The 25,566-nt window shown below is 40.7% G+C and carries 22 protein-coding genes and 1 tRNA gene; 8 read left to right on the top strand and 15 right to left on the bottom strand.

Features of this window, described 5'->3' with window-relative positions; translation table 11 throughout:
- Positions 1-22: 22 nt before the first annotated feature.
- The 3 genes from BST97_RS14040 to BST97_RS14030 form a co-directional block, all read right to left on the bottom strand.
- Positions 23-466, bottom strand: a complete 444-nt coding sequence (locus BST97_RS14040) for a hypothetical protein (RefSeq protein ID WP_085767828.1) — start codon at positions 464-466, stop codon at positions 23-25.
- Between the two features lie 361 nt (positions 467-827).
- Positions 828-1,082 carry a GIY-YIG nuclease family protein gene (locus BST97_RS14035; RefSeq protein ID WP_085767827.1) on the bottom strand — a complete coding sequence of 85 codons (255 nt, stop codon included), beginning with the start codon at positions 1,080-1,082 and terminating at the stop codon, positions 828-830.
- A gap of 46 nt (positions 1,083-1,128) precedes the next feature.
- A tRNA-Met gene (locus BST97_RS14030) sits at positions 1,129-1,201 on the bottom strand.
- A gap of 191 nt (positions 1,202-1,392) precedes the next feature.
- Here BST97_RS14030 and BST97_RS14025 point away from each other — a divergent pair.
- Positions 1,393-1,863, top strand: a complete 471-nt coding sequence (locus BST97_RS14025) for a ferritin-like domain-containing protein (protein WP_085767826.1) — start codon at positions 1,393-1,395, stop codon at positions 1,861-1,863.
- 115 nt (positions 1,864-1,978) lie between these two features.
- Here BST97_RS14025 and BST97_RS14020 read toward each other — a convergent pair whose 3' ends face one another.
- From BST97_RS14020 to topA, 12 genes are all read right to left on the bottom strand, one after another.
- Positions 1,979-2,158 carry a CPXCG motif-containing cysteine-rich protein gene (locus tag BST97_RS14020; RefSeq protein WP_085767825.1) on the bottom strand — a complete coding sequence of 60 codons (180 nt, stop codon included), beginning with the start codon at positions 2,156-2,158 and terminating at the stop codon, positions 1,979-1,981.
- Positions 2,155-3,519 (bottom strand): TolC family protein, encoded by a 1,365-nt coding sequence (locus BST97_RS14015; RefSeq protein ID WP_085767824.1) that lies wholly within the window; start codon positions 3,517-3,519, stop codon positions 2,155-2,157. The genes BST97_RS14020 and BST97_RS14015 overlap by 4 nt, the downstream gene beginning before the upstream one ends.
- The gene (locus BST97_RS14010) at positions 3,506-6,727 is read right to left on the bottom strand and encodes an efflux RND transporter permease subunit (RefSeq protein WP_085767823.1); all 3,222 of its coding nucleotides are present in this window, start codon (positions 6,725-6,727) and stop codon (positions 3,506-3,508) included. The genes BST97_RS14015 and BST97_RS14010 overlap by 14 nt, the downstream gene beginning before the upstream one ends.
- Positions 6,728-6,729: 2 nt before the next feature.
- Complete coding sequence (locus BST97_RS14005) at positions 6,730-7,941, bottom strand: efflux RND transporter periplasmic adaptor subunit (protein ID WP_085767822.1); 1,212 nt, start codon at positions 7,939-7,941, stop codon at positions 6,730-6,732.
- A gap of 88 nt (positions 7,942-8,029) precedes the next feature.
- Positions 8,030-9,949 (bottom strand): ABC-F family ATP-binding cassette domain-containing protein, encoded by a 1,920-nt coding sequence (locus BST97_RS14000; protein WP_085767821.1) that lies wholly within the window; start codon positions 9,947-9,949, stop codon positions 8,030-8,032.
- A 69-nt stretch (positions 9,950-10,018) separates the two neighbouring features.
- The gene (locus tag BST97_RS13995; protein ID WP_085767820.1) at positions 10,019-11,065 is read right to left on the bottom strand and encodes an NAD(P)/FAD-dependent oxidoreductase; all 1,047 of its coding nucleotides are present in this window, start codon (positions 11,063-11,065) and stop codon (positions 10,019-10,021) included.
- A 170-nt stretch (positions 11,066-11,235) separates the two neighbouring features.
- Positions 11,236-12,174 (bottom strand): type IX secretion system ring subunit PorN/GldN, encoded by a 939-nt coding sequence (gene porN / locus BST97_RS13990; protein ID WP_085767819.1) that lies wholly within the window; start codon positions 12,172-12,174, stop codon positions 11,236-11,238.
- Positions 12,175-12,185: 11 nt separating this feature from the next.
- On the bottom strand, positions 12,186-13,724 hold the full coding sequence (gene porM, locus BST97_RS13985) for a type IX secretion system motor protein PorM/GldM (protein ID WP_085767818.1): 1,539 nt from the start codon (positions 13,722-13,724) through the stop codon (positions 12,186-12,188).
- A gap of 56 nt (positions 13,725-13,780) precedes the next feature.
- A complete protein-coding gene (gene porL / locus BST97_RS13980; protein WP_085767817.1) occupies positions 13,781-14,437 on the bottom strand; it encodes a type IX secretion system motor protein PorL/GldL in 657 nt (218 codons plus the stop codon).
- Positions 14,438-14,487: 50 nt separating this feature from the next.
- Positions 14,488-15,852, bottom strand: a complete 1,365-nt coding sequence (porK, locus tag BST97_RS13975; RefSeq protein ID WP_085767816.1) for a T9SS ring complex lipoprotein PorK/GldK — start codon at positions 15,850-15,852, stop codon at positions 14,488-14,490.
- A 108-nt stretch (positions 15,853-15,960) separates the two neighbouring features.
- Positions 15,961-17,115 (bottom strand): formimidoylglutamase, encoded by a 1,155-nt coding sequence (locus BST97_RS13970; RefSeq protein WP_085767815.1) that lies wholly within the window; start codon positions 17,113-17,115, stop codon positions 15,961-15,963.
- A 2-nt stretch (positions 17,116-17,117) separates the two neighbouring features.
- Positions 17,118-19,628 carry a type I DNA topoisomerase gene (topA, locus tag BST97_RS13965; RefSeq protein WP_085767814.1) on the bottom strand — a complete coding sequence of 837 codons (2,511 nt, stop codon included), beginning with the start codon at positions 19,626-19,628 and terminating at the stop codon, positions 17,118-17,120.
- 354 nt (positions 19,629-19,982) lie between these two features.
- On the opposite strand from topA, the gene miaB reads away from it, so the two are divergent.
- From miaB to BST97_RS13930, 7 genes are all read left to right on the top strand, one after another.
- Positions 19,983-21,458, top strand: coding sequence for a tRNA (N6-isopentenyl adenosine(37)-C2)-methylthiotransferase MiaB (miaB, locus tag BST97_RS13960; RefSeq protein WP_085767813.1), 1,476 nt, complete (start codon positions 19,983-19,985; stop codon positions 21,456-21,458).
- 1 nt (position 21,459) lies between these two features.
- The gene (locus BST97_RS13955) at positions 21,460-22,761 is read left to right on the top strand and encodes a sigma 54-interacting transcriptional regulator (RefSeq protein ID WP_085767812.1); all 1,302 of its coding nucleotides are present in this window, start codon (positions 21,460-21,462) and stop codon (positions 22,759-22,761) included.
- Positions 22,751-23,266, top strand: a complete 516-nt coding sequence (lptE, locus tag BST97_RS13950; RefSeq protein ID WP_085767811.1) for an LPS assembly lipoprotein LptE — start codon at positions 22,751-22,753, stop codon at positions 23,264-23,266. Before BST97_RS13955 ends, lptE begins: the two co-directional genes overlap by 11 nt.
- A gap of 3 nt (positions 23,267-23,269) precedes the next feature.
- Positions 23,270-24,061 (top strand): hypothetical protein, encoded by a 792-nt coding sequence (locus tag BST97_RS13945; RefSeq protein WP_085767810.1) that lies wholly within the window; start codon positions 23,270-23,272, stop codon positions 24,059-24,061.
- Positions 24,062-24,418: a preprotein translocase subunit SecG gene (secG, locus tag BST97_RS13940; protein WP_085767809.1), complete on the top strand. Its 357-nt coding sequence runs from the start codon at positions 24,062-24,064 to the stop codon at positions 24,416-24,418.
- Positions 24,419-24,808: 390 nt separating this feature from the next.
- The gene (locus BST97_RS13935) at positions 24,809-25,084 is read left to right on the top strand and encodes a co-chaperone GroES (protein ID WP_085768271.1); all 276 of its coding nucleotides are present in this window, start codon (positions 24,809-24,811) and stop codon (positions 25,082-25,084) included.
- Between the two features lie 87 nt (positions 25,085-25,171).
- Positions 25,172-25,528 (top strand): four helix bundle protein, encoded by a 357-nt coding sequence (locus BST97_RS13930; protein WP_085767808.1) that lies wholly within the window; start codon positions 25,172-25,174, stop codon positions 25,526-25,528.
- The last annotated feature ends 38 nt before the right edge of the window (positions 25,529-25,566 follow it).

The following is a 25,566-nucleotide window of genomic DNA, read 5'->3' as shown; positions in this document are numbered from 1 at the left end:
ATTGACAGTACATTGAAGATCCTTAGTCAGAAATAGATTTTAATTCTAAGATTTTTAGGAATATTTCTACTAGTTTAGTTTGGTTGGAAATTGAGACCATACAAGGGCTGTTCAACCAGTAGACTGAATTTTTGTCTAACCGTACATAGTCATTAGTATAAGTAAGACCTGGGACTAAATCCGCTTTTCTAGTCATTCCGAAAGTTTTGAAAATACCAAACATTTTCTTCGCTGACTGGACGTTGTCAAATCTCAGTTCATACAGGCGCACTGTAAATTTTCGGTTGTATCTTATTTCAATTTGTCTGTAAGAATTTGCATTCTGATCTATAGCAAGATAAATATTGTTTACCTTTTCAATGGTCTGCATATTATAAACAACCGTATCAATTTCTATTTTGATATCTCCTTCCTCGATATCAAAAATTTGAGAGCTACTAGAGGTAAAGTCTTCTACGTCAACCATAAAATCACCTGACCTCAGGTAAGAAACATTAGCAGAATCAACAACCTTTTTATTAAAGGATTGGTCTTATTTCTCGGTAGATAGACTTGAGTCACTTGGTTCTTTTGCTTTTTGTCAAGAATATAAAATAGATATAGCTATTAATAGAAATAATTTATGCATTAGAAAGTTGGATTTGACCGTCACCCATATCATAAAAATTAAAGCATTTTGATTGATTTGAAGTATTCATAAGTCGAAAATAAAGACCAAAAAAAAAGCTCCTGATTTCTCAGAAGCTTTTGTTAGTAGCGAGGACTGGTCCCGATATAGATCGGGACGAACCAGCGTCCGCCGCGGCGGATATGAGCCCAGCGAGCTTTCATTTAAAATCAACGTTTGAATCAATCCACTCACGTCCCTTTCCAGTTTTAAGTAGTTTTTCTCTCAAAAGCGCGTCTCTCTTAGTTTCATAAAATTCAACGTGTACAACTTTCCAAGGCCGGTATCTAATCGTCCAACCCTTAGTTCCGAGCTTGTTGTGAGAGGCAAATCGCTTGATCAGATTTGAGGTCATACCTACATACCTCTTACCGTGAGCAGGACTCCATAGGACATAAACAACAAATTCCAACATATTCCAAAACAAAAAAAGCTCCTGATTTCTCAGAAGCTTTTGTTAGTAGCGAGGACTGGACTCGAACCAGCGACCTTCGGGTTATGAGCCCGACGAGCTACCTACTGCTCTACCTCGCGATATAATCCTAAATGAAAAATTTTGTCGCAATCCATTACTTTGCTTTTTCATTTGGGAGGACAAATATACACACATTTCACTTTACCAGCAAAACAATTTGGGAATTATTTCGCTAGGGTTAAATCCATGTCAACTCACACCGTTTTATGAAAAATAATCGAGATAGAATCTATCTTTAAAACAAAAACTCATGGAAACACCAAAAACCGAACAGAAACTAAATGCTATCCTAGAAAAAACCTATGACGCGCAAAAAGGTTATGCAAATGCTGCAGAAAATGCAAGAGACGAACACGACCCTAATCTAGCTAGATGGTTTGCCCACCAGGGACAGCGTCGCACGGAATATGCTGCATCATTAATCGGTGAAATGAAAAACATGAACCTAGAACCCAAAATGGACAGCAGCGTGAAAGGAGATTTACATCGTGGCTGGCTGAACTTAAAACTCAACTTTACCAGTGACGAGGAAGAAGCTATTCTCGAAGAATGTATACGAGGTGAAAAGGCAGCTATAGAAGAATACAACGAAGTTCTTAACCATAGCGAAGAGTTACCTCCATCAATAGTTAACGTATTACAAGCCCAGAAAGACGAGATCCAAGCAACTGTTAATAAAATCAAGCGTATGGAAGATCTCGCAGATTATAAGAATATCTGATTTTTCCGCTTAGAGAAATTTGAAGCTGTTTTACTTTTTAGATTTCAAAAAACAAAGAGCTGAATTGCACAAAGCATGTTCAAGCTTATTGGGACTATGAAGTGAGGCAGCTTTTTTATTGCCCCAATTCTTTAGCTTCAAAGGCTATCATCTCGCCTTTTTCAAAGTCCACACGCAACTCGATCGGGTTGCAACATACTTCACAATCTTCCACATAGGTTTGTGAATAAGCAGGGTCTAGCAGCATGGATATTTGTTGCCAGCAATGTGGACACATGAAGAAATGTTCAATCATAACACTATATTTAAGAGCTGACCCGTAAATTGTAATAATTGATATTCTGCAAGTTTTGCGTCGTACTTTGCAAGGTTTCTACTGGTTTCTGCATTCAGAAGATTGATTTGTGCTTGTCTAAATTCTACACTATTTACCTGACCTAGTTTGAACTGTTCCTCGGTACGCTCAAAGTTGTTTGTGTTTGTAATCACATTTTGCTCCTGAAGCTCAAAAACAGCAACTGCATTGCGATAATTACCTAGAGCATTTGCCACGTCTCTATCTACCTCTTGCTCTACTTGTTTTTTAAAAAGAATTTCATTCTCATAGGCAATTTTTGAGTTACGTATACCCGTTATACTCAAACCACCGTCAAAAATATCCCAGGTCAGACTCGCTCCTATTCTCAAGCTTGTGCTTTGACGGGTATTAGAAGGGAAGAATGGACCTTGGGGATTCTCCTGTCTATTCCAACCATAAGACCCTGTCAGACCTACTCTAGGCAACATGAGTGCTCGTGCCGTCTTGATATCATAATCACTAATCTGGACATTACTGGCGGTTTGCAACAAACGCACGTTATTTTCATTTACCTGATTGAGCAAGCTCTCTAACCGCAGTTCATTCATTAAAGTAACAGTCGTATCTACGGCAAAGCTTACGGCCAGTTCTCGATTAAGTATAACATTTAGGTCTCGTTTAGTATTCTCGAGTTGCTGTCGAGCGTTTAGGACATTTACGCTATCTGTATTGATATCAACTTTTGCATTGAGAACCTCTAGTTTACTGACCTGACCGTAATCAAACTGATATTCTACTCTCGTGAGTCTATTCTTAGAAACATCTAGCGTTTCGTTCAGTACATTCAAGTTCTCCGTCAGCCGGGCAACTTCCAGATAGACGCTCATGAGCTGTACCGTGGTATTTTCAATGGTCTCACGCGCCTGCAGTTGGCTTAGGTTGTATTGCTCTTTAAGACGCTTAAAATTATACAACCTTCCCAATCCGTCGAAAAGCGTGTAATTCAGTGCTATGGCGGCATTATAGGTACGTGTCTCAGCATCGTTGATCACGATGGGATCGCGCCTTTCGTCAGCTGGATCATTGGGCGAGCCGAATTCTGTACGAGAGTCTGTCTCATCAATATCTGCTCCAGCAGTTCCCTGCAAGATGGGCAAGTAACCTGAGTTGAGTAAACTTTGATTATTTTCTGCAATATTCTCTTCGTTTTCGGCGATCTGGATGCCGTAATTGTTTTGCAGCATGAGACTTTTAGCTTCTTCACGGCTCAAAATAGGCAAGGGCGTTTGTTGAGAGTACGCTTTCGCGAAAGCGAGAACTACAAAAACCAACATAACATAGCGACTATTCCTCCTCATTGTATTCCTCAATTTGTTCCTGCTCCTTTGCCACGGAAGTGACATCACTAGTTTCTGGCCTCTCACCCGTCCACGCCCAGTGCAACCAAACTTTCATATTATTACCAAAACTTAAGAATAAAGGCAATAATAGCAGCGTTAAAAGTGTAGCGATGGCGATCCCGTAAGAAATGGAAATCGCCATAGGTTTAAGAAATTGCGCTTGCCTGCTTTTTTCAAGCAGAAGGGGTGCGAGACCAGCGATAGTAGTTAACGAAGTAAGAAAGATAGCTCTGAAACGACTCTTTCCAGCTTCATAAAGTGCTTCGTCAAATTCAAGCCCATCTTTGATATAGTTGTTGAATTTACCCACTAATACCAAGCCGTCGTTTACCATAATCCCAATGAGAGCGATAATTCCCAACATAGATAGAATATTCACGGGAAAACCATGGATAAAGTGCCCCCAAGCGACCGCGATGAAGCTGAAAGGAATCATCAAAATCAACATAATAGGTTGCGTACCACTGCGGAAGGTAAAGGCGATGACAAAATAGATCAAAAGCAAGACGAGCGGAAATACAAATCCCGCACTACTACTTATTTTCTCGGCTTCACGAGCTTGTCCACTTAAATAATTTGGTGTGATGGTAGGGTAACGCTCTTGAAGTTTTGGGACGACATTTTCTCTAATATCAGTGAGTATATCAGTAGCGCTAGCCTTAGGATCCTTCATATCTGCACTCACGAGAATCTCGCGTCTCCCCTCAAGGTGATTGATGACTACATCACCACGCTCAATAGTATAACTTGCTATGTCTCTCAATGGAACTCGATTACCGGCAGGGGTAAGTATGCGCAATTCATCTAGGTCTTTGATGCTGGAACGGTTGTCCCGATCGTAACGTACCCAAACCCTGATCTCGTCCTGACCGCGCTGGAAACGCTGTGCCTCTTGACCAAAAAACGCCGCGCGCACCTGGCTCATGATACTCTGGGAGTTGAGACCCAGAGCATAAGCGTTATCGTTAAGTTGCATCTTGATCTCTTTTATACCAGCGGGATCGTTGTCCGTAATATCTTTCAACAATGGATTACTTTCAAGAATTTCCTTGAAATCCTCAGAGGCAGCCTTTAATTCCTCGATATTGTTACTCAAAAGGGAAACAGCCACCGGACTGCCGCCAAAATTCCCTCCCGAACCAAAGGTGATGCTTTCAGCTCCCGGTATGCGGCCCACGAGTTCTCGCAGTCTATTAGCAACCATAGGTGAAGTCACGGTTTCAGGTCGAGACTCTCCAGGTAATAAATTAATAGAAAGATTTGCAGAAGAAGCCGAGGTTTGCGCTCTTATTATGTTCTCAAACAACTCAACGCTGTCTGGGTAGTCTGCGCTTTTGAGATATTCCTTAGTGAATTCCCGATTGACGATTTGTGCTTTTTCTTCAATACTCGCGATAATGGAATCAGTAATTTTTTCCGCGGTTCCATTAGGCATCTCGAGCGTAACGCTCACTTGATCACTGGGAATGCTGGGAAACAAAGTCACTCCCACAATTCCTCCTCCTACAGCTCCTATAGTGAGAATCAATGCTCCAAGGAATATGGCGAAAACTAATAATTTAAATTTGATGGTAAATCTAAGAGCAGGTGCATACAGGTTATCACGCATCCAGTTCATTACACGGTCTCCATAATCATTAACCTTGCGCATTTTTTGAAATGCTCGGGCGATACCTTTTTTAGGCTCATCAGAACGTGGTTGTAATGCCTTAGAATGTGCAAGGTGTGCAGGTAAGATAATCAATGCTTCAACTAATGATACAATGAGGGTCAAAATAACGATTACCGAAACTTCACTAAAGAATTCACCTATACGTCCATCCAGATATAAAAATGTACTGAATGCTAGAATCGTAGTAATTATCGCGCTTAAAATGGGTGGTATTACCTCCATGGTTCCATCTACGGCAGCTTGAATGGGGTCCTTGCCATTTTCATAATGCTGATAAATATTCTCAGCAATTACAATCCCGTCATCCACGAGAATACCTATGACGATAATCATTCCAAAAAGAGATAGAACATTTATAGTCACATCAAATTGACCCGCAAAGATGAACATACCCAAAAAAGCTATCGGAAGACCTGCAGCCACCCAAAAAGCTAATCTGGTATTCAAGAAAATAGATAAAAATAGTAGCACTAGACCCATTCCTATAATCGCATTTTCTGTAAGCAAATCCGTTCTTTGATTGAGGGTAGTAGACAGGTCCCTAACAACATTGAGCTGTACGTTAGTGAATCGCTTGTTATAATCCTCGATGTACTCTTTTACCTTGTCTGCACTCCCGATTAGATCTTCAGAATTAGTACTGGTAACCGTAATGTTTACAGCGCGTTCTTGATTGAAGTAAGTAGCGTTAGGCGACTCTTCAAATCGATCTCTTACAATGGCTACGTCTTTTAAATAAACCGTCGTTCCCTGTTCTGTGGTGCGCACGGGAATATAATTAAGTTCATCACCGTAGTAATTCCTGTTATTTGCCCGTATTAAATACTCCTCCCGATCTGTTTTTATATTTCCACCCGTGGTTAGAATGTTAGAACTTGCAACAGCTTCTGCTACTTCTTGAAAAGTCAAATTATACGCCAGCAAAGTATTTTCATTGACCGCTATCTCAATCTCCTCATCTGGGTAACCGGCAATAGAGATTTGGGAAATTCCATCCATCCCTCTCAGGTCATTTTCAATATCCCTTGCCAGACTTTTTAGTGTTTTAAGGGGGACATTATTTCCGCTTAAAGCGAAAACAATAGTAGGACGAGACGATTCTTGCTTTGCCACAATGAGCGGCTCCATTCCTATAGGAAACGATGGGACTTGGTCTACGGCATTTTTAACTTCAAGAAGCATGAAATCAATGTCGTAGCCTTTCAATATTTCAACTGTAATGGTTCCGGAGTTTTCCCTCGAAGCCGAAGTAACACGATCTATACCTTCAATCCCCTTAAGATTGTCCTCGATTTTAAGAATAACACCTTCTTCAATTTCTTGAGGCGAAGCTCCAGGATAGACCACGTTAATCGTTATGATCTTTGATTCTACTAAAGGAAAAAAGGATGATTTGAGCGATAACATCCCGATAATACCAAAAATGATAAATGCAGCGATAACCACATTTACAGCTACATGATGTTTGATGAAATAAGCGAGTACCTTTCTCATGATTACTGTTGAGTACCGGCGTTAGAAGTGTCAGCTTTCCCTCGGTCGCCAGAGGCTTGCCGACGGCGCGACGCGGAAGCGTCACCATCTACAGTCTCTCTCTCATCTTTATCTGCTGATTTGACTAGCATACCCTCATAAGCTCCTGGAACTGTTTTTGAGATGATGACAGTACCATTTTCCAGACCTTTCAAAACCATGGTTTCTTCAGAGAAATGTACTGGAGTGACGCTGATTAACTTCAGTTTTTCATCGCTAACGCTGAAAATTTGATTACCGTCTTGAAGTAATTCACGGTCGAGTTCAACCGCATTCTCCACTTGCTGAGCATTGAGATTTGCTGAGAGGTACATACCTTCTTTTAATGAAGGATCACTTACTTCAATAACCGTTGTTATGGTCTGAGTCGCTTGATCGACTTTACCATTAATTCTGGTAACCTCGCCTTCATAAGTCTTGGTACCCATTACATTTGTAAGGTTTACCTTCTCACCTAACTTAAGTAAATCCCCAAACTCAGCACTAACGGCAACACTCATTTCATAAGTACCTTTTTGTATAAATTCACCTAATTGCTGACCGTTACGGACTAAAGTTCCTTCAGAAACCATAGCTTCTGTCAAAATTCCATTGAAAGGCGCTCTAATGGTAAATTTCCCCAATCGATTCTCTAGATTCTTGAGGCTGTAATATGTCGTATAAATATTACGACCAGTTATGAAATATCTTTCTTTATCATTGACTGGCTCAGGCAAGGCCGGTGTCGAAGAACTTTGATTCCAGTTATCTAGATACTCTTGCCATTGCTGGAAGGAGTCTGGATAATCTAATCTTAAATCAGGCATAATAGCAGTGATCTGATTATTTAAATCGCTGCGTGCGCTTAAAACTTGCGCATAGAATTCTTGGTTATTGATAGAAATAATGGTCTCACCTTTACGATATTCCTGACCTGCCCTGAACAACTTACCCGTATTCTGAAAAACGCCGGTCACCTCAGAATACAGTTCAATGCGTTGCTTAGCCTGGAGATTACCATTTGAAGGAATTGTAATTTCTACAGTCCTGTTTTGAATCGTGTCTGTTTCCACGATTTTGACCTCCTTGGTAGTTTTTTTCTCGGGAGCTTTTTTGTTATCTATGAGGTATTTAGCTCCTATAACTGCGCCAGCAATGATGGCTAAGGAAACGAGAATCACAATGAACTTACGCATGATAAGAAGGTAATTTAGTTATCAGATGAACTTGCCAAAACTACTCATACCCCTATATCAAATTACTAAAGAAACCTTAAAGCTGTACCTACAATTGATCCAACTCTTCTGATACTTCTTCCCATTTGAGCATCCACTTATCCAGCTCCTTCTTTTTTTCTTGATAATTATCAAAAAAGCCATCTTGAGCCGCTAGCTCATCATAATTTGCAGCAAGTTCTAGATCAAGTTTCTTGATCTCAGACTCGAGGTCGTTGATTCTAGATTCAGCTTTTGAGAGTCTATTGTTTAAGGACTTACGCTTCTTTTGTTGCTCATAAGTCAATTCAGGAGCCTGTTCCTCATTTTTAACCTCTATTGTCTTAGCTACCTCACTGGTTCTTTCAATAGCCCTCATGTCTTGAGCTTTACGTTCATTGAGGTAATAATCAATATCTCCTAGATAAAGCTTGATCTTATGATCCCTGAACTCATAAACGAGCTCCGTCAGACCCTGTAAAAATTCCCTGTCGTGACTGACCACAATCAAGGTTCCATCAAATTTGAGTAGGGCTGCCTTGAGTACGTTTTTAGATTGAATATCCAGGTGGTTTGTAGGCTCATCCATGATCAGTACGTTGAAAGGCTGTAACAAGAGCTTACATAAAGCTAATCGATTGCGCTCGCCTCCACTCAACACCTTCACCTTTTTCTCAACTTCATCGCCCCTAAAAAGAAAAGAGCCCAGCATGTCGCGCACCTTCACCCTATTGGTATCATCTGCAGCGTCGAGCATGGTATCTAAGATCGTTTTTTCACCATCAAGATACTCTGCCTGGTTTTGAGCGAAGTAGCCTAATTGTACATTGTGCCCTAAGTTGATGTTTCCCTGACCCTTTTCATCACCCACTATAATTTTAGCGAGCGTGGATTTCCCCATACCGTTTTGTCCTACAAACGCAACACGCTTACCTCGCTCGATCATTAGGTCTATATTGTCAAGAACCTTTTTATCACCATAAAATTTACTGACATCTTCCAGCTCTAAAACAATTTTACCCGGCTGGATGGATTTGGTAAAATTGATGTTCATGGCAGCGTTATCAGTCTGCTCGACCTCGACCACATCCATACGGTCCAGTTTCTTGATAAGACTCTGTGCCATGGTGGCCTTACTCGCCTTAGCTTTGAACTTTTGAATAAGTTTTTCTGTGCGCTCTATTTCCTTTTGCTGGTTTTTGAAAGTCGCTTCTTGTTGCTCTCTCATTTCAGCACGCAATGCGAGGAACTTTGTATAAGGTTTAGGATAATCGTAGATGCGTCCCAAGCTGATCTCAATGGTACGATTGGTCACGTTATCAAGGAACATCTTATCGTGGCTGACGATCATCACTGCTCCTGGGTAATTTTGTAAAAAGCCTTCCAACCATAAGATAGAGTCTATATCCAGGTGATTTGTAGGCTCATCCAGTAATAAAATATCGTGCTTCTCCAGTAGTAATTTAGCGAGCTCAATACGCATGCGCCAACCTCCAGAGAGTTCATCGGTGAGCATGTCAAATTGCTCTGGTTTAAATGCCAGACCTTTCAGAATTTTCTCTGTTTCACCTTGATAGTGGTACCCACCTATGATTTCATATTCATGCGTCAGATCAGATAGATCCGTGATCAACTGGCTGTAGGATTCACTTTCATAATCCGTTCTTTCCGCAAGTTGCTGGTTGATCTTGTCTAGTTGGGTTTCTATGGATCTCGCTTTCGCGAAAGCGGTATAAGCCTCCTCAAGCACTGTTCTTCCCTGTACAAAATCAATGTCCTGCCGCAAAAAACCGATGCTCACTTCTTTTTCAACAGCAATGGTACCCGAGTCGTGTGGAACATCGCCAGAAATAACCTTGAGTAATGTGGATTTACCGGCACCATTCTTACCGATCAAGCCTACACGATTTCCAGGGTTCAGTCGGAAAGTTACCTCCTCAAAAAGAGATTCGCCGCCGAAGCTTACATGAAGGTCATGGATGTTGAGCATGATAGAAATTTGCTGCAAAGATGCCTATCCTTTCTGGGATAATAAAATGGTATATATGAATTGATCAAATCAAACTTGAAAACGTGCAATGTCGATTTCAGGCGGGAGTGGCTTATCGTGAAAAACGTGATCATACAGTTGCGATGCAGCCCAAGGCGCCATCAGAACAGCACGACTTCCCATACCATTAAAACAAATCACGTTTTTATGATCAGCATGACTTCCCAAAAATGGACGCCGATCTTGAGTAGTAGGTCTAATCCCTGCTTTGTGATCAATAATTTCATAAGGCAACTTTAGAAAACGCTCCAATCTTGATGTTAAAAACTCAAGACCGCTTGCGGATGCGTTATAGTCAAGATTGTGGCGATCGTAGGTTGCACCTACCCAAAACAAGTCATCTTTATAAGGCATCAGAAAAACGGAAGATTTAATAATGTGATCTAATTTGAGACCTGGCACTTTGATAGTAAGAACTTCTCCTTTATTGCCTTGAATAGGTAAGTTGTTGAAGTAAGGATTGTCAGTTATTCTATAACCGTCTGCAAAGAAGATCTGGTTAGACGTGAAATCATTATAACTCAAGCTTTCACCTTTAACTTGTAATTGATCGTAATCAAACGATGAGAGAAGCACCTGATTTCTGGATTTAAAAAACTCAATCGTTTTAGCCATAAATGCGACCGTGTCAAGCCAGCCAGTCTCAGTAACTTCACCAAACCCATGAGGAGCATCTATTCCATGAACCTGCACATTTTTCAGAGGCTGGTCAACCATAAAACGACTCAAGTCTGACTTAGCGGATTTCTTACACCAAGTAACCACCTCTCTTTTATCATGAAACCGTCGATAGATGGATATGGGGTGAAGCAATTTTGCGTTGAGTTCCCCCTCTATTTTTTTATAGAATGGAATAGCAGAATCCAGTTGCTCCTCGCCTTTCCAAACACTTGTAAACCGCTTCAAAATTGTAGGATTATAAACTCCAGCTGCAACAGAACTAGAAGACTTTAATCGATCGCTTATCATCACGAAAGAACGACTGTTAAAATAAAATCTCCAAGCTAAACAACAGCCTGAAATACCGGAACCAACAATGATATTATCCACTTGCATTTGAAGAATTGAGTTGAATCGGCCTTAGTAGTAGTAGTTGACTATTAAGGCATACGTTTTCTTAAACCTTTCGAGAAGTCTGACTTTGAAACCCAGAACAAATATAACTTGACCTACGACCAACAAAAAAGCCTCGCGATTGCGAGGCTTTAATATAAGAATCTAAATAATTAGTTATTCCACATTTCCAATTCAAAATTTCTAATGTCCTCTTTCAGTCTTTCGGCTTCAAGGAGACGCATCATAGAATTGTCGCTAATATATTCGCCAATCTCTCGATCACCATATACGTTATCAACCTTTGTGATTACAGCATTAAAGCGCCTTGAATTTAACAAATGATCAAAAGAAATAGGTTTTGCCGAATTGCCGGAATTAAAAGCTTTGGCATCGTGTAAAATTTCCCGTGCATTTGGGTAGTAGACCCAGAATAAAGCAACTTCAGCACCTGTGTCAGCTGTAACACCAGCCTTAGCAGCCACGTCTATTACCATAGGTGCAATACCTAAGAGTCTATAACGTAATTCACCCTGACGAGCATCGAAGTACCAAACCCCACGAATCTGATAAGATTTAACATCACTTGGATTTATTTTAGTCTCCTCAACATATTGATCAAAATCTGGAATGTTGTAAACCGTATCAATATCCATCATGGGCACACTGTCGTTGTAGACGATGAAATTTTCATTTAAAATTTCTGTTCCACGATCAGATATTCTGGTCAGAGATAATGAACCTTCTACCTCGCCAGCAGTTTTGGCCTGAGTAAAATAAGAATCTCCGTACAGTTTTATCTCATCATTTCTAGCAGCTTCGGTTAAGACCTGGTACAATGAACGACGACCATCACCTAAACGGTCATCAAGAGGATAGAGCAGCGGAAAATTAACACGCTCATCCAAGTCAATCGTTTCCCAAACAACTCGTTGCCAAAGAACATCACGTTTAGCGATATACCCATACTCTAAAGGTTGATCGTTGTTGATCTCTCTCTCTTCATCTGTACTGGTATAAAAATCCTCAGGAGACTCTGCATTTAGAAGATTATTCTGAGCAGAAAGTATTCCTGAAAGAAGTATTCCCGATAAAACTAAAAATTTGCGCATTATAATTATAATTAGTCTGTAATCTCAATTGTTACAGAAGATGTACTCTTGATGTTAACACCAGGAACGATCGCCTTGATGTTTGCAATCTGAACTAGATCACCACGTCTTGCTTGTGCTAAAAGACCTTTAGCTCTAGCATCCAGCTTATTACCATTAACCGTTATCGATGGCTTTCCAGGGACCTGAAACAAGAAACTTGTAACTTGAGGCTTCAAGTTGAAATCAAAATCCAAGAACTCAGCAGAGATTGTCGAAATACCCAAACTTGAACGAGTTTTCTTTACGTTCTCATACTGTCCACTCACCATTCCCGTAGGACGTGGTAAACTCTTAATACGGAATGATTTGCTATCAGTAACAGTACCACCATCTGGCAGCTTACCAGTTACATTTATTACTAACTCTTTCCCTCCACGAGGCTTTACAGTATACTTGTTACCAGAAACTTTGTTCAACCCTGGAGCTGAAGCTGTCACATTATTGTCTGGAATTCCAGCAAATGATATTGTCATCGGGTTATCAACAGCCTGATACACTACGTTCATCTTATCTGCCGATATAGTTGCTGAATCTGGCTTAGGTATCGTAGCAAAACTTTGATTTACCACAACCTCTTTTTCCTCACCACCTTCTTCAAAATATAATGCACCAGTGATCTCATGCTCACCAGGGTTTCCTGCACCTACATCAAGCTTAATACGACCAGCTTCAATAGAATATTGATTTTCAGAAAGGGCACGGCCATCGAGCTTTAACTCTACACGATTAGGTTTTAAAGTAGCATCTTTTCTACCCAAAACAATCTCTCCATCAAATTTCTCACCATTGAAGTAAGCAGACTTGGGCTGCTCCATAAGAGTAGTATAGTTATCCATACTAACCTCTTTTTCCATTTGACCTTGTAAAAGATCACTTAATACTTCAGTCTCCGTATTTTTAACTTGACTCTGAAGTAAAGTTATTTTAGCAACCGAAGCAATAAGTGGAAAGCCTTGATAGTGATACTTTAAATACTCTACTTCGTTTCCATCTCTATCTTCTTCTGGTGCCGGTGTGAATTTCTCGTTCAATTCATTTTTCAACGCAGTGTTATTACCTACTACAGAGAGCATATTATCTCTATAAGACGTCATGCGATTCAAAAACTCCTGACCGCGATCGGTATAACCATCTCCTCTAAAAAATTCTTGATCTAAGTAATCTCCCTTATCCATCACCGCATAATCCTCTGGATCTTCTACAGTACCTTCCAATTCTGATTTAATTCCATCAAGGTAAGCGTAATAGTCCTTCGAAATTTTATCAACCTGCTCCGCTTTTTGCTGAAGCGGTTTATACTTAGCTGGTTGTTCTGAAGCTAGCTGAGCCAAACCTGCCATAGCATTCTGGTTTTTTACAGTAGCCGCTTCATTACTTTCTTCAATGTTTACATTAAGCAAACCGAAAGCGTTCAAAACCTCTTTACTCATATTCAATGCCAGCATGGCGATGAAAACCAGATACATCAGGTTAATCATCCGTTGCCTTGGCGAATCTCCTCCTGCCATAATCTCTTAAATTATAATTAGCTGTTTAAATTAATATTATAACTAGTTGCAACTAATTATCCTTTCATGGCACCTAACATGTTACCATAAACTCCATTAAGTGATGATAGGTTATTTGTCAAACCTTCCATTTGAGCTTTCAACTTATCAGCATTATCTGCGATTGCTGCATTAGCTTCAGCTTGTCTTGCTGATGCCTCAAGCTGAACTTTGTAAAGACCGTTAAGCGTTTCCATTTGAGAAGCCGCTAGAGACATCTCTTCTGAATACTTTTTAGTTGAAGTCATAGCATTTGCTGCTGGAGCAATTCCTTTTGCAGCTCCTTCAAAATTTCTGATGCTGTTTCCTAAGCTACTCATCAATTCAGCATCAATACGAGCTTCTTTAAGCATCTTATCAAGTTTAGCAGAAAGCTGCTCTTCTGGAGTTTTCTTCACTTCTTTCTTTCCACCTACAGATTGACCACCTGCAAGTTCTGGATACACAAGTGACCAGTCTAGTTCATCTTTTACTGGTTCAAACGCAGAAATCGCAAAAATGATTGCTTCAGTAATAAGTCCGATGGCCAATAATGTCGTACCACCAATTTTTGCACCACCTCCAATTGGAATTTCCCAGTGAGCAATTTTAAATAATGCTCCGATGATTACAATTGACGCACCTAGACCGTACGCCATGTTAAATAATTTCTTTACTTTTTTAGATTGTGCCATGTTGTTAATTAAGTTAAGTTATAGTTTAAATTTAGTTGAATTAAAAGTTATTAGTTAGTTGACGCATTAAGAGTAACGTCAGTTCCTAAATAAGATTGTACTGTTCTGAAACCTATATAGCTACGAGCACTATCCTGGTATTCAAAATCTCTAGTACCTACTTGAAGGAAGTAGGATACATCTTTCCAAGATCCTCCTCGCACACCTTTACGTCTGTTATTCTTATCATTCACCGCTGGACTCATGCTGGACATGTACTCATAAGAACCCACGTCATAAGATGAATCAACCCATTCAGCAACGTTACCAGACATGTTGTACAAACCATACTCATTAGGCTCGTATGATTCAGCCTCTACTGTATAAAGCGCTTGATCAGCTGCGTAATCACCACGCAACGGCTTAAAGTTTGCCAAGAAGCAACCCCTATCATTTTTAGCGTAAGGCCCACCCCAAGGATAAGTTGCACCTTCTAAACCACCACGGGCCGCATATTCCCATTCAGCTTCAGTAGGCAAGCGGTACTGGTTAACACGCTCCACATTCTTCTGTTTTCTGTAGGCATTGTGGTAAAGTGTTCTCCACTGACAAAAAGCTTTTGCCTGAGTCCACGTCACCCCAACAACTGGATAGTCTGAGTATGCCTCATGATAAAAGTAATCATTATGCATAGGCTCATTATAACTGTAGTTGAAATCTCTGATCCAAACGGTAGTATCTGGATAGACCTTAATTTTCTTTTGAGTAATGTAATCACTACGCTTGGAACCCTTATTCCTTGCAGCAGCTTCCATATCCATTTCAGTATAAGTGAATACTATTTTTTCAGTATCTATGGTGCGCTGACCGTTGTACGCCTCTTCAAACGGAATGTACATTGAATCGTAAACCTCAGCATAAAACTCATCTGGTATTTCATCTTGTTCCCAGATCAACTCCACATCTGGATTTAACTTACGACCTTCACCATCTAGACTCAAATCAGCATAATTGTTTTTATAATACTCTTGCCATGGAGTCAGATCTTCGCTTTCATCAGCATCAAGAAATGCATACTCGCCTATACCACCATCACCTGGCTGAGCACCCTGTAAATCGGCAGCAAGAGCCAGTTTGGTTTTGAATATAGAATCACGAACCCAGTATACAAACTGACGGTACTCTGCGTTTGTGATTTCAGTCTCATCCATGTAATAAGAAGGAACTGTAACAGTTTTTGTAGGAGCATCGTTGGTAGCAGCAATATCCTCATCTGCTTTTCCCATAATGAAGGCACCTCCTGGAACCAAAGTCATACCGTAAGGCTTCTCTGGATTCCATTTTTTACCCTTGGCACCCACTAGCTGCCCTCTGTCGCCCTTACCACAACTCGCTAACAAGGCGATTACTGCTGTCAAGACTATTAACTTTTTCATAAGAGTTATTCTTTACTAACTGATCAGTTTAAGGTGGTAAACCTATTTATAATATTTGGATTGTACAACATTTTATGAAATTTCAAGATACGAAACAATCTATTAAATTCATATCTCATTCTTCATTCGAGCTTTGATCCAGCGCTCAGGAAGCTCATTTTCAAGAGCTTTGTGATAATCTTTTTCATCACAGGCTAATAACGTGAATTGTCTTAACTTATTATTATGACCCGTAAAAAAAGGTAATTCCATCCACCACCTTTTACTCAATTGCGACTTGTAAAACACCAGCTCTTCCCTCTCATTAGGTACCGTATATTTCAAAAAGCCATTCTCAAGATTAGGAGGCTGCTCTCCCATGCGGTGACTCACACCTTCTATATAATACCACATCATCTGAGCGATAAGATGAGTGGATTGTTTATTAAGTTCTACCGGCAACTCTGATATGGACAGGATTTTAGACTTATCACTGATCCCGGCATATCTCATGAGGGAGCATATTTGTTTGCCGTTGAGACCGTTTGGGAACGCTTTCGCGAAAGCGAGATATCCACCCTCAACCACTTTCATGTCTACACTTACAACATCTGCATCCCTAAGAACCGGCTCTGACTCTGTAGAACCATCATCCAAAGCTCCCAATCGCATTGCGTCAAAATATAAGGACTCTAATAGGTCGATCTCTTCTTGAGAATTATAATATGTCTGAAAGGCTATGTTTGAATAATTAAACAAATTATAAGGTTGCTCAGATACCATTTTCCCGACAAAGTTTCCAGCATCTAAAGGAGCATCTATGTCACCCAGATCAAATTTGGAGTCCAGGTTAACAAAGTTGACCATGGCTCCCGTGGAATCAAAAGACCTGTAGATAGGATAATTTAAATCCTGACCTCCTCCTAAAACAACAAGAATGGTATTATGCTTAAGACATGCTTCAGATAAGGTTCTAATAGCGTAATAGGTATCTTCAATTTCATTACCAGGATTGATGCAACCTAAATCAATTATTTGGAAATTCCAGTCCCCTGCGTATAAATCGTAAAAGACATTCTTGACTAACTCCACTTGCGTACCAGAAAAGTCGAGATCTTGAGACCTGCGGTTTTCCCTACAGCCCACGATCGCAATATCGTAAGAAGAAAGCTCAAGTTCACCACCAACAAAAAAATCTAATTGTTGACCTATCTGACCATCCCGCAGATCTGCGCAATGATCACTCACATCAGAACCTACCGGCGTTAAAAACTCAAAAGCCATAGTTAGCTTTTCTTAGCGGTTTTAAGTTTAGTGGTAGATTTTCTTTTAGCCGCCGTTTTCTTTTTCGGAGCTTTTTTCTCAAGTAATTCCTTTGCTTTCTCCAGAGAGACCTTCAATGGGTCAACCTCTTTACCGATCTCCACTTTAGTTTTCCCTTTGACAATATTATGACGGCCCCAGCGAGCCTTCTCAATGCGAATTCCTTCTTCTTCCCAATCTACAATTAGTTTGTCCTTTTCTTTTTGAATTTTATCCTTTATGAGCATTTCAATATCAGCGTTGGAAAGATTGTCAAAATCGTATTTCTTATTCACTGAGATGAACATTCCTGCCCATTTGATAAAAGGACCAAATCTTCCCACACCTTTGGTCACAGGTTGACCGTCATACTCATATATCGGAGCATCAGCTTTTTCTTTTGCTTTAATAAGCTCCATCGCACGATCTTCAGTGATCGTCATGGGATCATCTGTCTTCTCAAGGGAAACAAATGTTTTTTCATTGAACTTCACATAAGGACCATAACGACCTTGATTCACCTCAATAGGATAGCCTTTATACTCACCTAAAGTACGTGGGAGCTTGAATAGATCAAGAGCTTCTTCCAGCTCAATAGTATTTAACGACTGAGAGGGAAGTAAACTTGCAAATTGAGGTTTCTCTTCATCGTCTGCGTGACCTATTTGTGCCATGGGCCCGAATCGTCCCAAACGCACGATCACCGGCTTGCCAGATTCAGGATGTTTTCCCAATTCTCTCTCCCCTACTTCACGTTCAGCGTTTTCGGCGACGTCTTTTACTTTAGGGTGAAAACTTTTATAGAAGTGGTCCATCATATCAGTCCACTCTTCTTTGCCTTCTGCAATATTATCAAAGGACTCCTCGACTTTAGCCGTAAAGTTGTAGTCCAGTATTTCTCCAAAATGCTCGACCAAAAAACTATTCACCACCCTTCCCACATCTGTAGGAACAAGTTTGTTCTTGTTTGAACCTGTTTTTTCAGTAAGTTGTTTCTCCTTTACTTTTCCATTAGAAAGTGTCAATTGAGTATATCCACGTTCTTCACCCTCTGACTGGCCCTTTTCAATGTATTTTCTATTCTGTATCGTGGTAATGGTAGGTGCATAAGTGGAAGGTCTACCTATGCCAAGCTCTTCTAATTTCTTCACTAGAGATGCCTCTGTATAACGATATGGTGGTCTCGTGAAACGCTGAGTTGCGGTTATGGCTTGATTGAAAAGCTCTTGTTGTTCTTCAAGTGCAGGCAATAGACCTTCTTGCTCGAGATCTTCGTCATCAGTACTTTCTAGATACACCTTGAGAAAACCTTCAAATTTTACAATCTCACCGCTCGCTGTAAACCTCTTATCGTGTTTATCTGCTTCTATTGCAACGGTAGTCCTTTCCAGCTGCGCATCGCTCATTTGACTTGCAATAGCTCGCTTCCAGATCAATTCATATAATCTAATCTGGTCTCGATCGTTACCAGCGCTGTGTTTGGAAAAATCTGTTGGACGGATCGCCTCGTGCGCCTCTTGAGCTCCCTTTGACTTCCCTTTATAATTGCGGGACTTGTGGAATTTATCTCCGTAAGCGTTTTTGATTTCCTGTTCCGCTCCTTTTTTTGCCTCGTTGCTCAAATTCACACTATCTGTTCTCATGTAAGTGATGAGACCAGCCTCATACAGTCGCTGGGCTAGTTGCATGGTACGGCTTACATTAAAGAAGAGCTTGCGAGATGCTTCTTGCTGAAGCGTTGAAGTTGTAAATGGTGGTGCTGGAGATTTTTTGGCAGGTTTTTTATTAAGCTCGGCCACTTTAAAAATGGCATCGATATTCTGATCCAAGAAATCTTGCGCTTCTTTAAGCGAATTGAGATTGCTAGGTAGTTTTGCTTTTACGACCGCACCGCTATCCGTTGTGAACTCCGCATCAATTCTAAAAGAGTCTTCACTTTTAAAATTAATGATCTCATCTTCACGCTCTACGATCAACCGTACTGCCACAGACTGTACGCGACCAGCACTGGCGCCACCTTTAACCTTACGCCAGAGAATGGGTGAGATTTCATAACCCACAATTCTATCCAAAACCCTGCGCGCCTGTTGCGCATTTACGAGATCATAATCAATCCCGCGCGGATTCTCAATCGCGTGTTGCACAGCACTTTTAGTGATCGCATTAAAAACGATACGTTTGATCTTCTCCTTTTTGAGATCAAGCTGCTCAGCAAGGTGCCATGCGATCGCTTCTCCCTCACGGTCCTCATCACTTGCGAGCCAGATCAGGTCAGAATTTTTGGCCTGTTTTTTTAACTCGCTCACCAGCTTTTTCTTGTCAGAGCTCACTACATATTTAGGAGCAAAGTCACTGTCCACGTCTACTCCTAGTTCTTTAGAAGGCAGGTCGGCGATATGGCCGTAGCTACTCGCCACCTTAAAATCCTTGCCTAAGAATTTCTCAATGGTCTTTGCCTTTGCTGGCGACTCAACGATGACTAGATTTTTGGACATGGTGAAATAATTTTGGCTCGCAAAGGTATATGTAATTTTTATATCGGCATTTGCAAAGTTTTAAAACGGGAATTTGAACGATCACATCTTGATCCATTTTTGGAATGAAAACTCGACTGTGTCCTTATTATATGTTTCAATCTTAAGGCGACGGAACACATTCTACAGGTCTTGCCTCATGAGTCTTACATCTTGTTTCTTCATCGTACTTAGAAGTTTAAAAAGCATTTAAATAATTTCGCTTTCGCGAAAGCGTAACAACCACTAACCTCCAGCAACGTTAAAAATACTGCCATTGTGTCACTTGAAATTAACTTGAAGTATATTTGCAGATTCTAAGAACGGAGCAAAGGGATGGAAAAAGTAATAGTGGAAGAACAGCAGGGAACGACCCTGGAACTTACATCAAAAGAGCAAAACAGCAGGAAACTCTACATCGAGAGCTATGGCTGCCAGATGAACTTTTCTGATAGTGAGATTGTCGCATCGATTCTTTCTGATCAAGGATTCAATACGACCAGTAATATTGAAGAAGCAGATCTCGTACTCGTAAACACCTGTTCCATAAGGGACAAGGCAGAACAAACCGTGCGCAAGAGGCTGGAAAAGTACCAAAGAGTCAAGCAAAAGGCTAATCCCAAAATGAAGGTGGGGGTTTTAGGTTGCATGGCAGAGCGTCTCAAATCAAAATTTCTGGAAGAAGAAAAGATTGTAGACATGGTTGTAGGACCAGATGCCTATAAAGACTTACCTAATCTAGTTGCTGAAGTTGATGAAGGACGTGACGCAGTAAATGTTATTTTGAGTAAGGACGAGACTTATGGAGACATCGCACCCGTAAGACTGGACTCTAACGGTGTCACCGCATTTGTATCCATCACCCGTGGCTGCGACAACATGTGTACGTTTTGTGTAGTTCCATTTACGCGTGGCCGTGAGCGTAGTCGTGACCCACAATCCATTCTTGAAGAAGTACAACAACTCGCCGACAAGGGATTCAAGGAAATTACACTTCTAGGACAAAACGTAGACTCCTATTTATGGTATGGTGGCGGTCTCAAAAAAGATTTCAAAAATGCCACACCCATGCAGCAAGCGACGGCGGTGGATTTTGCCAATCTTTTACACATGGTTGCCAGAGCGCAACCTCACATGCGCATACGCTTCTCAACGAGCAATCCGCAAGATATAAGTGATGATGTGTTGCATGCTATTGCAGAGCATCGCAATATTTGCAATTACATCCATCTACCGGTACAATCAGGTAGTGATCGCATTCTTAAAGCGATGAATCGTTTGCATACCCGAGAGGAATATATGCGATTGATCGATCGTATTCACGCCATCATTCCCAACTGTGCTATTTCGCAAGATATGATCGCAGGTTTCCCAACAGAAACCGAGCAAGACCATCAAGATACACTAAGTCTTATGGAATATGTGAAGTACGATTATGGATTCATGTTTGCCTATTCAGAACGTCCAGGAACGCTTGCGGCTAGAAAACTGGAAGACGATGTGCCAGAAGACGTGAAGAAAAGACGCCTCAATGAAATTATAGCCGTTCAACGTAGAACTGGATTTGAACGAGCTCAGTTTTTTGTGGGCAAAACGGTGGAATGTCTGATCGAGAAAGAATCCAAAAGATCAGATCAGCACTGGGCCGGACGAAACAGTCAGAATTACGTAACCGTTTTCCCAAAAGAGAACTATAAAGTAGGTGACTATGTAATGGTAGAAGTGACAGATTGTACTAGTGCGACACTTATAGGAACACCGATCGGTCTTAGCGATATGAAAGGACCTGTTACTTACGAAACCCAGAAATAATATGGAAAGCGTACAGTCGGTTAAAAATAGATTTGAACTCATAGGTAACGATGCAGGATTCAATCGTGCGATTGAAAAAGCCTTGCAAGTTGCCCCAACTGATATTTCTGTATTGGTTACTGGAGAAAGTGGTGTGGGAAAGGAAAGTATTCCAAAAATCATCCATTCTCAATCCTTTAGAAAACACGCCAAGTACATTGCTGTCAACTGCGGTGCGATTCCTGAAGGAACCATTGACTCAGAGCTGTTTGGCCATGAAAAAGGAGCTTTTACCGGAGCCACTACTACCCGATCGGGATATTTTGAAGTAGCTGATGGAGGAACGATCTTTTTGGACGAAGTCGGTGAACTGCCTCTACCTACTCAAGTACGTTTATTACGTGTTTTAGAAAACGGAGAGTTTTTAAAAGTAGGTTCTTCAAACACTCAGAAAACAGATGTGCGAATCGTAGCAGCTACAAACGTTAAAATGTTTGAAGCGATTGAGAAAGGGAAATTCAGAGAAGACCTTTACTATCGTTTAAGCACGGTTGAGATTCACTTGCCGCCATTACGTGAACGTAAAGGTGATATTCATTTGTTATTCAGGAAGTTTGCCAGTGACTTTGCGATGAAGTACAAGATGCCTACCGTGCGACTGGATGAGAATGCCGTCTCACTTTTGAGCAACTACCGCTGGAGCGGGAACATCAGGCAACTGCGCAATATCGCTGAGCAGATCAGCGTTTTAGAAAAAGATAGAGCGATCGATGCTCAAACCTTGCGCAATTACCTACCTGATGCTGGTAAAAACCTACCGGCGATTGTAAAAGAAAGCAAGAAAGGTGATAGTGATTTTGCGAATGAGCGAGAGATTCTTTACAAGGTGCTTTTTGACATGAAAAACGACCTCAACGACTTGAAAAAGCTGACTAACGAGTTGATGAGTTCAGGTAATGCCAACGAAGTGAGAGAAGAAAATCCTAATCTGATCAAGCGTGTTTTCAGCAATGAAAGTGCGGTGGATGATTATGAAGAAATTATAGATAACGGTTACTCTGAAACTACAATTGACACACCCCAATCGTATGCTAACACAGCTATTGTAAACGACAACAGTGAACCTGAAACTGTGGAAAGTACGGATCGCTATGATTTTGCCCAAGAAGTAGAAGAAGAAGAGTCACTCTCGTTAATGGATAAAGAAATTGAACTGATCAAAAAATCACTAGAACGTCATAAAGGAAAAAGAAAAGCTGCCGCTGAGGATCTTGGTATTTCAGAGCGTACGCTTTATCGTAAAATCAAGCAATATGATCTTTAGGAGAGCTGCACTGGTTTTATCATTGCTGATTGCTGCGGGACTGCAATCGTGCGGAGTGAGCTATGGATTCACTAGTGTTTCCATTCCTGATAATATCAAGACCTTCCAAGTTGATTTTTTTGGTTACGAGGCAACTCTTGTCGAACCAGGTATCGAGCGAACTTTTACTTTAGCACTACAAAATTTAATTGTTCAGCAAACCAGTCTGGATCTCGTAACAGCAAATGGCGACTATATCTATCAAGGAGAAATAACGCGGTATTACATAGCCCCAATCACAGCCACAGCAGACAATCTTGCCTCTCAAAATAGACTGACTATAGAGGTAAACGTGAGATTCATCAATACTAAAGACGACGAAGCCAGTTTTGAAAAGCGTTTCAGTTTCTTTTATGACTATGATGCAAATCAAGCCATGCAGGGGGCAACGCTGGATACAGCGCTGGAGGTCATTTATGGACAGATCACTCAAGATATTGTGAATGCAACTTTAGCAAACTGGTAGTGGATGGAGCGATTGCAACACTTGTTTGAAAATCCGCAAGAAGTCACCGGTAGCGATTTGTCTCAACTTGCTCAGATCGTTGATGAACATCCCTATTTTCAAGCAGCTAGAAGCTTGTATTTAAAATGTTTGAAGCTAGAAAACAGCCCTCAATACAACAGAGAGCTTCAAAAAACAGCTGCCATTACCACAGATCGGTCTGTGCTTTTTGATTTCATCACTTCGCCCGAGTTTATTCAAGATGACACCAGCAAAAGCATCAAGCAAAATCAGCTGAATTCCATTAAGGTCGACGCAGAGTTGGTAAGAGCAAAATCAGAAAACCTTGATGAAACCGGCGCTTATTCAAAAGTGAACGATCCAGAACTTTTTAAGAAAAAAGAGAATAAAGTAGACGAGCAACCCTTAGATTTTTCTAGAAATGATGTGTACAGCTTTAGCGAGTGGCTTAAACTCACCAGTCTAGAACCCGTTGAAAAAACCTCAGCTACACAAGAATCTGAAATTAATATTAACGAGGAACTACGCAAAAAGAAAATGGCCCGCATCGATCGTTTCCTCGCAGATAAGCCAAAAATCAAACCTGCAAAAGGCAAAGTTGAATTTGTAGATATAGAGATTGAGAATCCTGCAGCACCTCTTATGACAGAGACTTTGGCAGGAGTCTATATGGCTCAGAAAAACTATGCAAAAGCCATAAAATCATACGAGATTTTAATATTGCAGCATCCAGAAAAAAGTAGTTTCTTTGCAGACCAAATTCAGAAAATCAAGGATTTACAAAGTAACAGCTAGATGACGACATTTTATATATTCTTAGGTCTAATCGTTTTAGTATCATTTCTACTGGTAGTAGTGGTCATGGTTCAAAATCCTAAAGGTGGCGGTCTCTCCAGTGCTTTCGGTGGTGGTGGTACGCAACAATTGGGTGGTGTTAAAAAAACTGGAGACTTCCTAGACAAGAGTACTTGGGTACTGGCTACGGCTCTTTTAGTATTGATTTTGCTTGCCAGCACAACGTTGATTAGCGGAACATCTACTACAAACCGTCAGATCGCTGATCCAGATGCGGTAGAGCAAGTAGACAGCGCACCTGTACTCGACGGTGAAGAAACGGAAGCTACCCAAGGTGCAGCAAACGATTCTATCTAGAAAAACTCATTTCACAATTGATAAAAATCCAGTCTTACGGCTGGATTTTTTTTGTGTCTTGTCCTCACCTCTGGCTCCTATCAGCCTCACCCTCAACCCCTCCTGCATTCCTCTCACTCGTACCTCGATCGTCGGATGCAAGAGAGAGGGGAGCTTCATATTGAGAAGTGCAAATAGATTTCTCTATAGCCACAGCCCCTTCTACATTCTTCTCTCTCGTACCTCAGTCGTCTTATACAAAAAAAAGAGGGGAGCTTTCTTTTCAAATATGCTACATATCAGCTTGTCATTTTTTCAGCGACCTAGATCATTTGCGGCAATTTGTCAGTAAGCTGTAAATGGCACATAAATGGAAGAGTGCGCAACAGATTAATCATTAAAACTTATAAAATGGCAGTAAATATTCAACCTCTTTCTGACCGCGTGCTTATCGAGCCGGTGGCAGCAGAGCAAAAAACAGCTTCTGGACTTTATATCCCAGATACAGCAAAAGAAAAACCACAACAAGGTAAAGTGGTAGCAGTAGGTAAAGGAAAAAAGGATCACGACATGACCGTAAAAGTGGGTGACACTGTTCTTTATGGTAAGTACAGTGGTACTGAGCTCAAGCTTGAGGGTAACGATTACCTCATGATGCGTGAGGATGACATATTAGCGATCGTATAAATCATAATTTTTGATTGGAATCTTTTGGATCTCGCTTTCGCGAAAGCGTTGATGCTATAAGCTCTAAGCAATAAGCACTAGGCTAATATGAGAGATTTCAGGAAGTATTCAATTTGGCAGTTAAGCCATGAGCTTACTTTGAAAATCTATAAGTCGACAGAAGGGTTTCCCAAAGATGAGATTTATGGCTTGACATCTCAAATCAGAAGAGCATCGACTTCTATCCCTACAAATATTTCAGAAGGCTGTGGTCGAGAGTCAGATGCAGAATTCAATAGATTTTTGAGCATCGCACTTGGATCTGCAAATGAAGTGGAATACTTGATATTGTCATCTTCTGATTTAAACTATATAGACATTAGTGTTCGCGATGATCTTCATGAGAGCATCAACACCATCAAAAGAAAAATTTACACTCTAAAACAAAAACTTAAATCTAATTAGCCTTAAAGCACTTTGAGCTTATAGCTTACTGCTTAAGG

Origin of the sequence: Nonlabens spongiae (assembly GCF_002117125.1) — a bacterium.
GTDB classification, from domain to species: Bacteria; Bacteroidota; Bacteroidia; order Flavobacteriales; family Flavobacteriaceae; genus Nonlabens; species Nonlabens spongiae.
This window is presented reverse-complemented; position numbering and strand designations above follow the sequence as displayed.

Coding starts and splice junctions, on each gene's coding strand:
- BST97_RS14040 (WP_085767828.1), bottom strand. CDS start 466: ATGGTTGACGTAGAAGACTTTACCTCTAGTAGCTCTCAAATTTTTGAT.
- BST97_RS14035 (WP_085767827.1), bottom strand. CDS start 1,082: ATGTTGGAATTTGTTGTTTATGTCCTATGGAGTCCTGCTCACGGTAAG.
- BST97_RS14025 (WP_085767826.1), top strand. CDS start 1,393: ATGGAAACACCAAAAACCGAACAGAAACTAAATGCTATCCTAGAAAAA.
- BST97_RS14020 (WP_085767825.1), bottom strand. CDS start 2,158: ATGATTGAACATTTCTTCATGTGTCCACATTGCTGGCAACAAATATCC.
- BST97_RS14015 (WP_085767824.1), bottom strand. CDS start 3,519: ATGAGGAGGAATAGTCGCTATGTTATGTTGGTTTTTGTAGTTCTCGCT.
- BST97_RS14010 (WP_085767823.1), bottom strand. CDS start 6,727: ATGAGAAAGGTACTCGCTTATTTCATCAAACATCATGTAGCTGTAAAT.
- BST97_RS14005 (WP_085767822.1), bottom strand. CDS start 7,941: ATGCGTAAGTTCATTGTGATTCTCGTTTCCTTAGCCATCATTGCTGGC.
- BST97_RS14000 (WP_085767821.1), bottom strand. CDS start 9,949: ATGCTCAACATCCATGACCTTCATGTAAGCTTCGGCGGCGAATCTCTT.
- BST97_RS13995 (WP_085767820.1), bottom strand. CDS start 11,065: ATGCAAGTGGATAATATCATTGTTGGTTCCGGTATTTCAGGCTGTTGT.
- porN (WP_085767819.1), bottom strand. CDS start 12,174: ATGCGCAAATTTTTAGTTTTATCGGGAATACTTCTTTCAGGAATACTT.
- porM (WP_085767818.1), bottom strand. CDS start 13,724: ATGGCAGGAGGAGATTCGCCAAGGCAACGGATGATTAACCTGATGTAT.
- porL (WP_085767817.1), bottom strand. CDS start 14,437: ATGGCACAATCTAAAAAAGTAAAGAAATTATTTAACATGGCGTACGGT.
- porK (WP_085767816.1), bottom strand. CDS start 15,852: ATGAAAAAGTTAATAGTCTTGACAGCAGTAATCGCCTTGTTAGCGAGT.
- BST97_RS13970 (WP_085767815.1), bottom strand. CDS start 17,115: ATGGCTTTTGAGTTTTTAACGCCGGTAGGTTCTGATGTGAGTGATCAT.
- topA (WP_085767814.1), bottom strand. CDS start 19,628: ATGTCCAAAAATCTAGTCATCGTTGAGTCGCCAGCAAAGGCAAAGACC.
- miaB (WP_085767813.1), top strand. CDS start 19,983: ATGGAAAAAGTAATAGTGGAAGAACAGCAGGGAACGACCCTGGAACTT.
- BST97_RS13955 (WP_085767812.1), top strand. CDS start 21,460: ATGGAAAGCGTACAGTCGGTTAAAAATAGATTTGAACTCATAGGTAAC.
- lptE (WP_085767811.1), top strand. CDS start 22,751: ATGATCTTTAGGAGAGCTGCACTGGTTTTATCATTGCTGATTGCTGCG.
- BST97_RS13945 (WP_085767810.1), top strand. CDS start 23,270: ATGGAGCGATTGCAACACTTGTTTGAAAATCCGCAAGAAGTCACCGGT.
- secG (WP_085767809.1), top strand. CDS start 24,062: ATGACGACATTTTATATATTCTTAGGTCTAATCGTTTTAGTATCATTT.
- BST97_RS13935 (WP_085768271.1), top strand. CDS start 24,809: ATGGCAGTAAATATTCAACCTCTTTCTGACCGCGTGCTTATCGAGCCG.
- BST97_RS13930 (WP_085767808.1), top strand. CDS start 25,172: ATGAGAGATTTCAGGAAGTATTCAATTTGGCAGTTAAGCCATGAGCTT.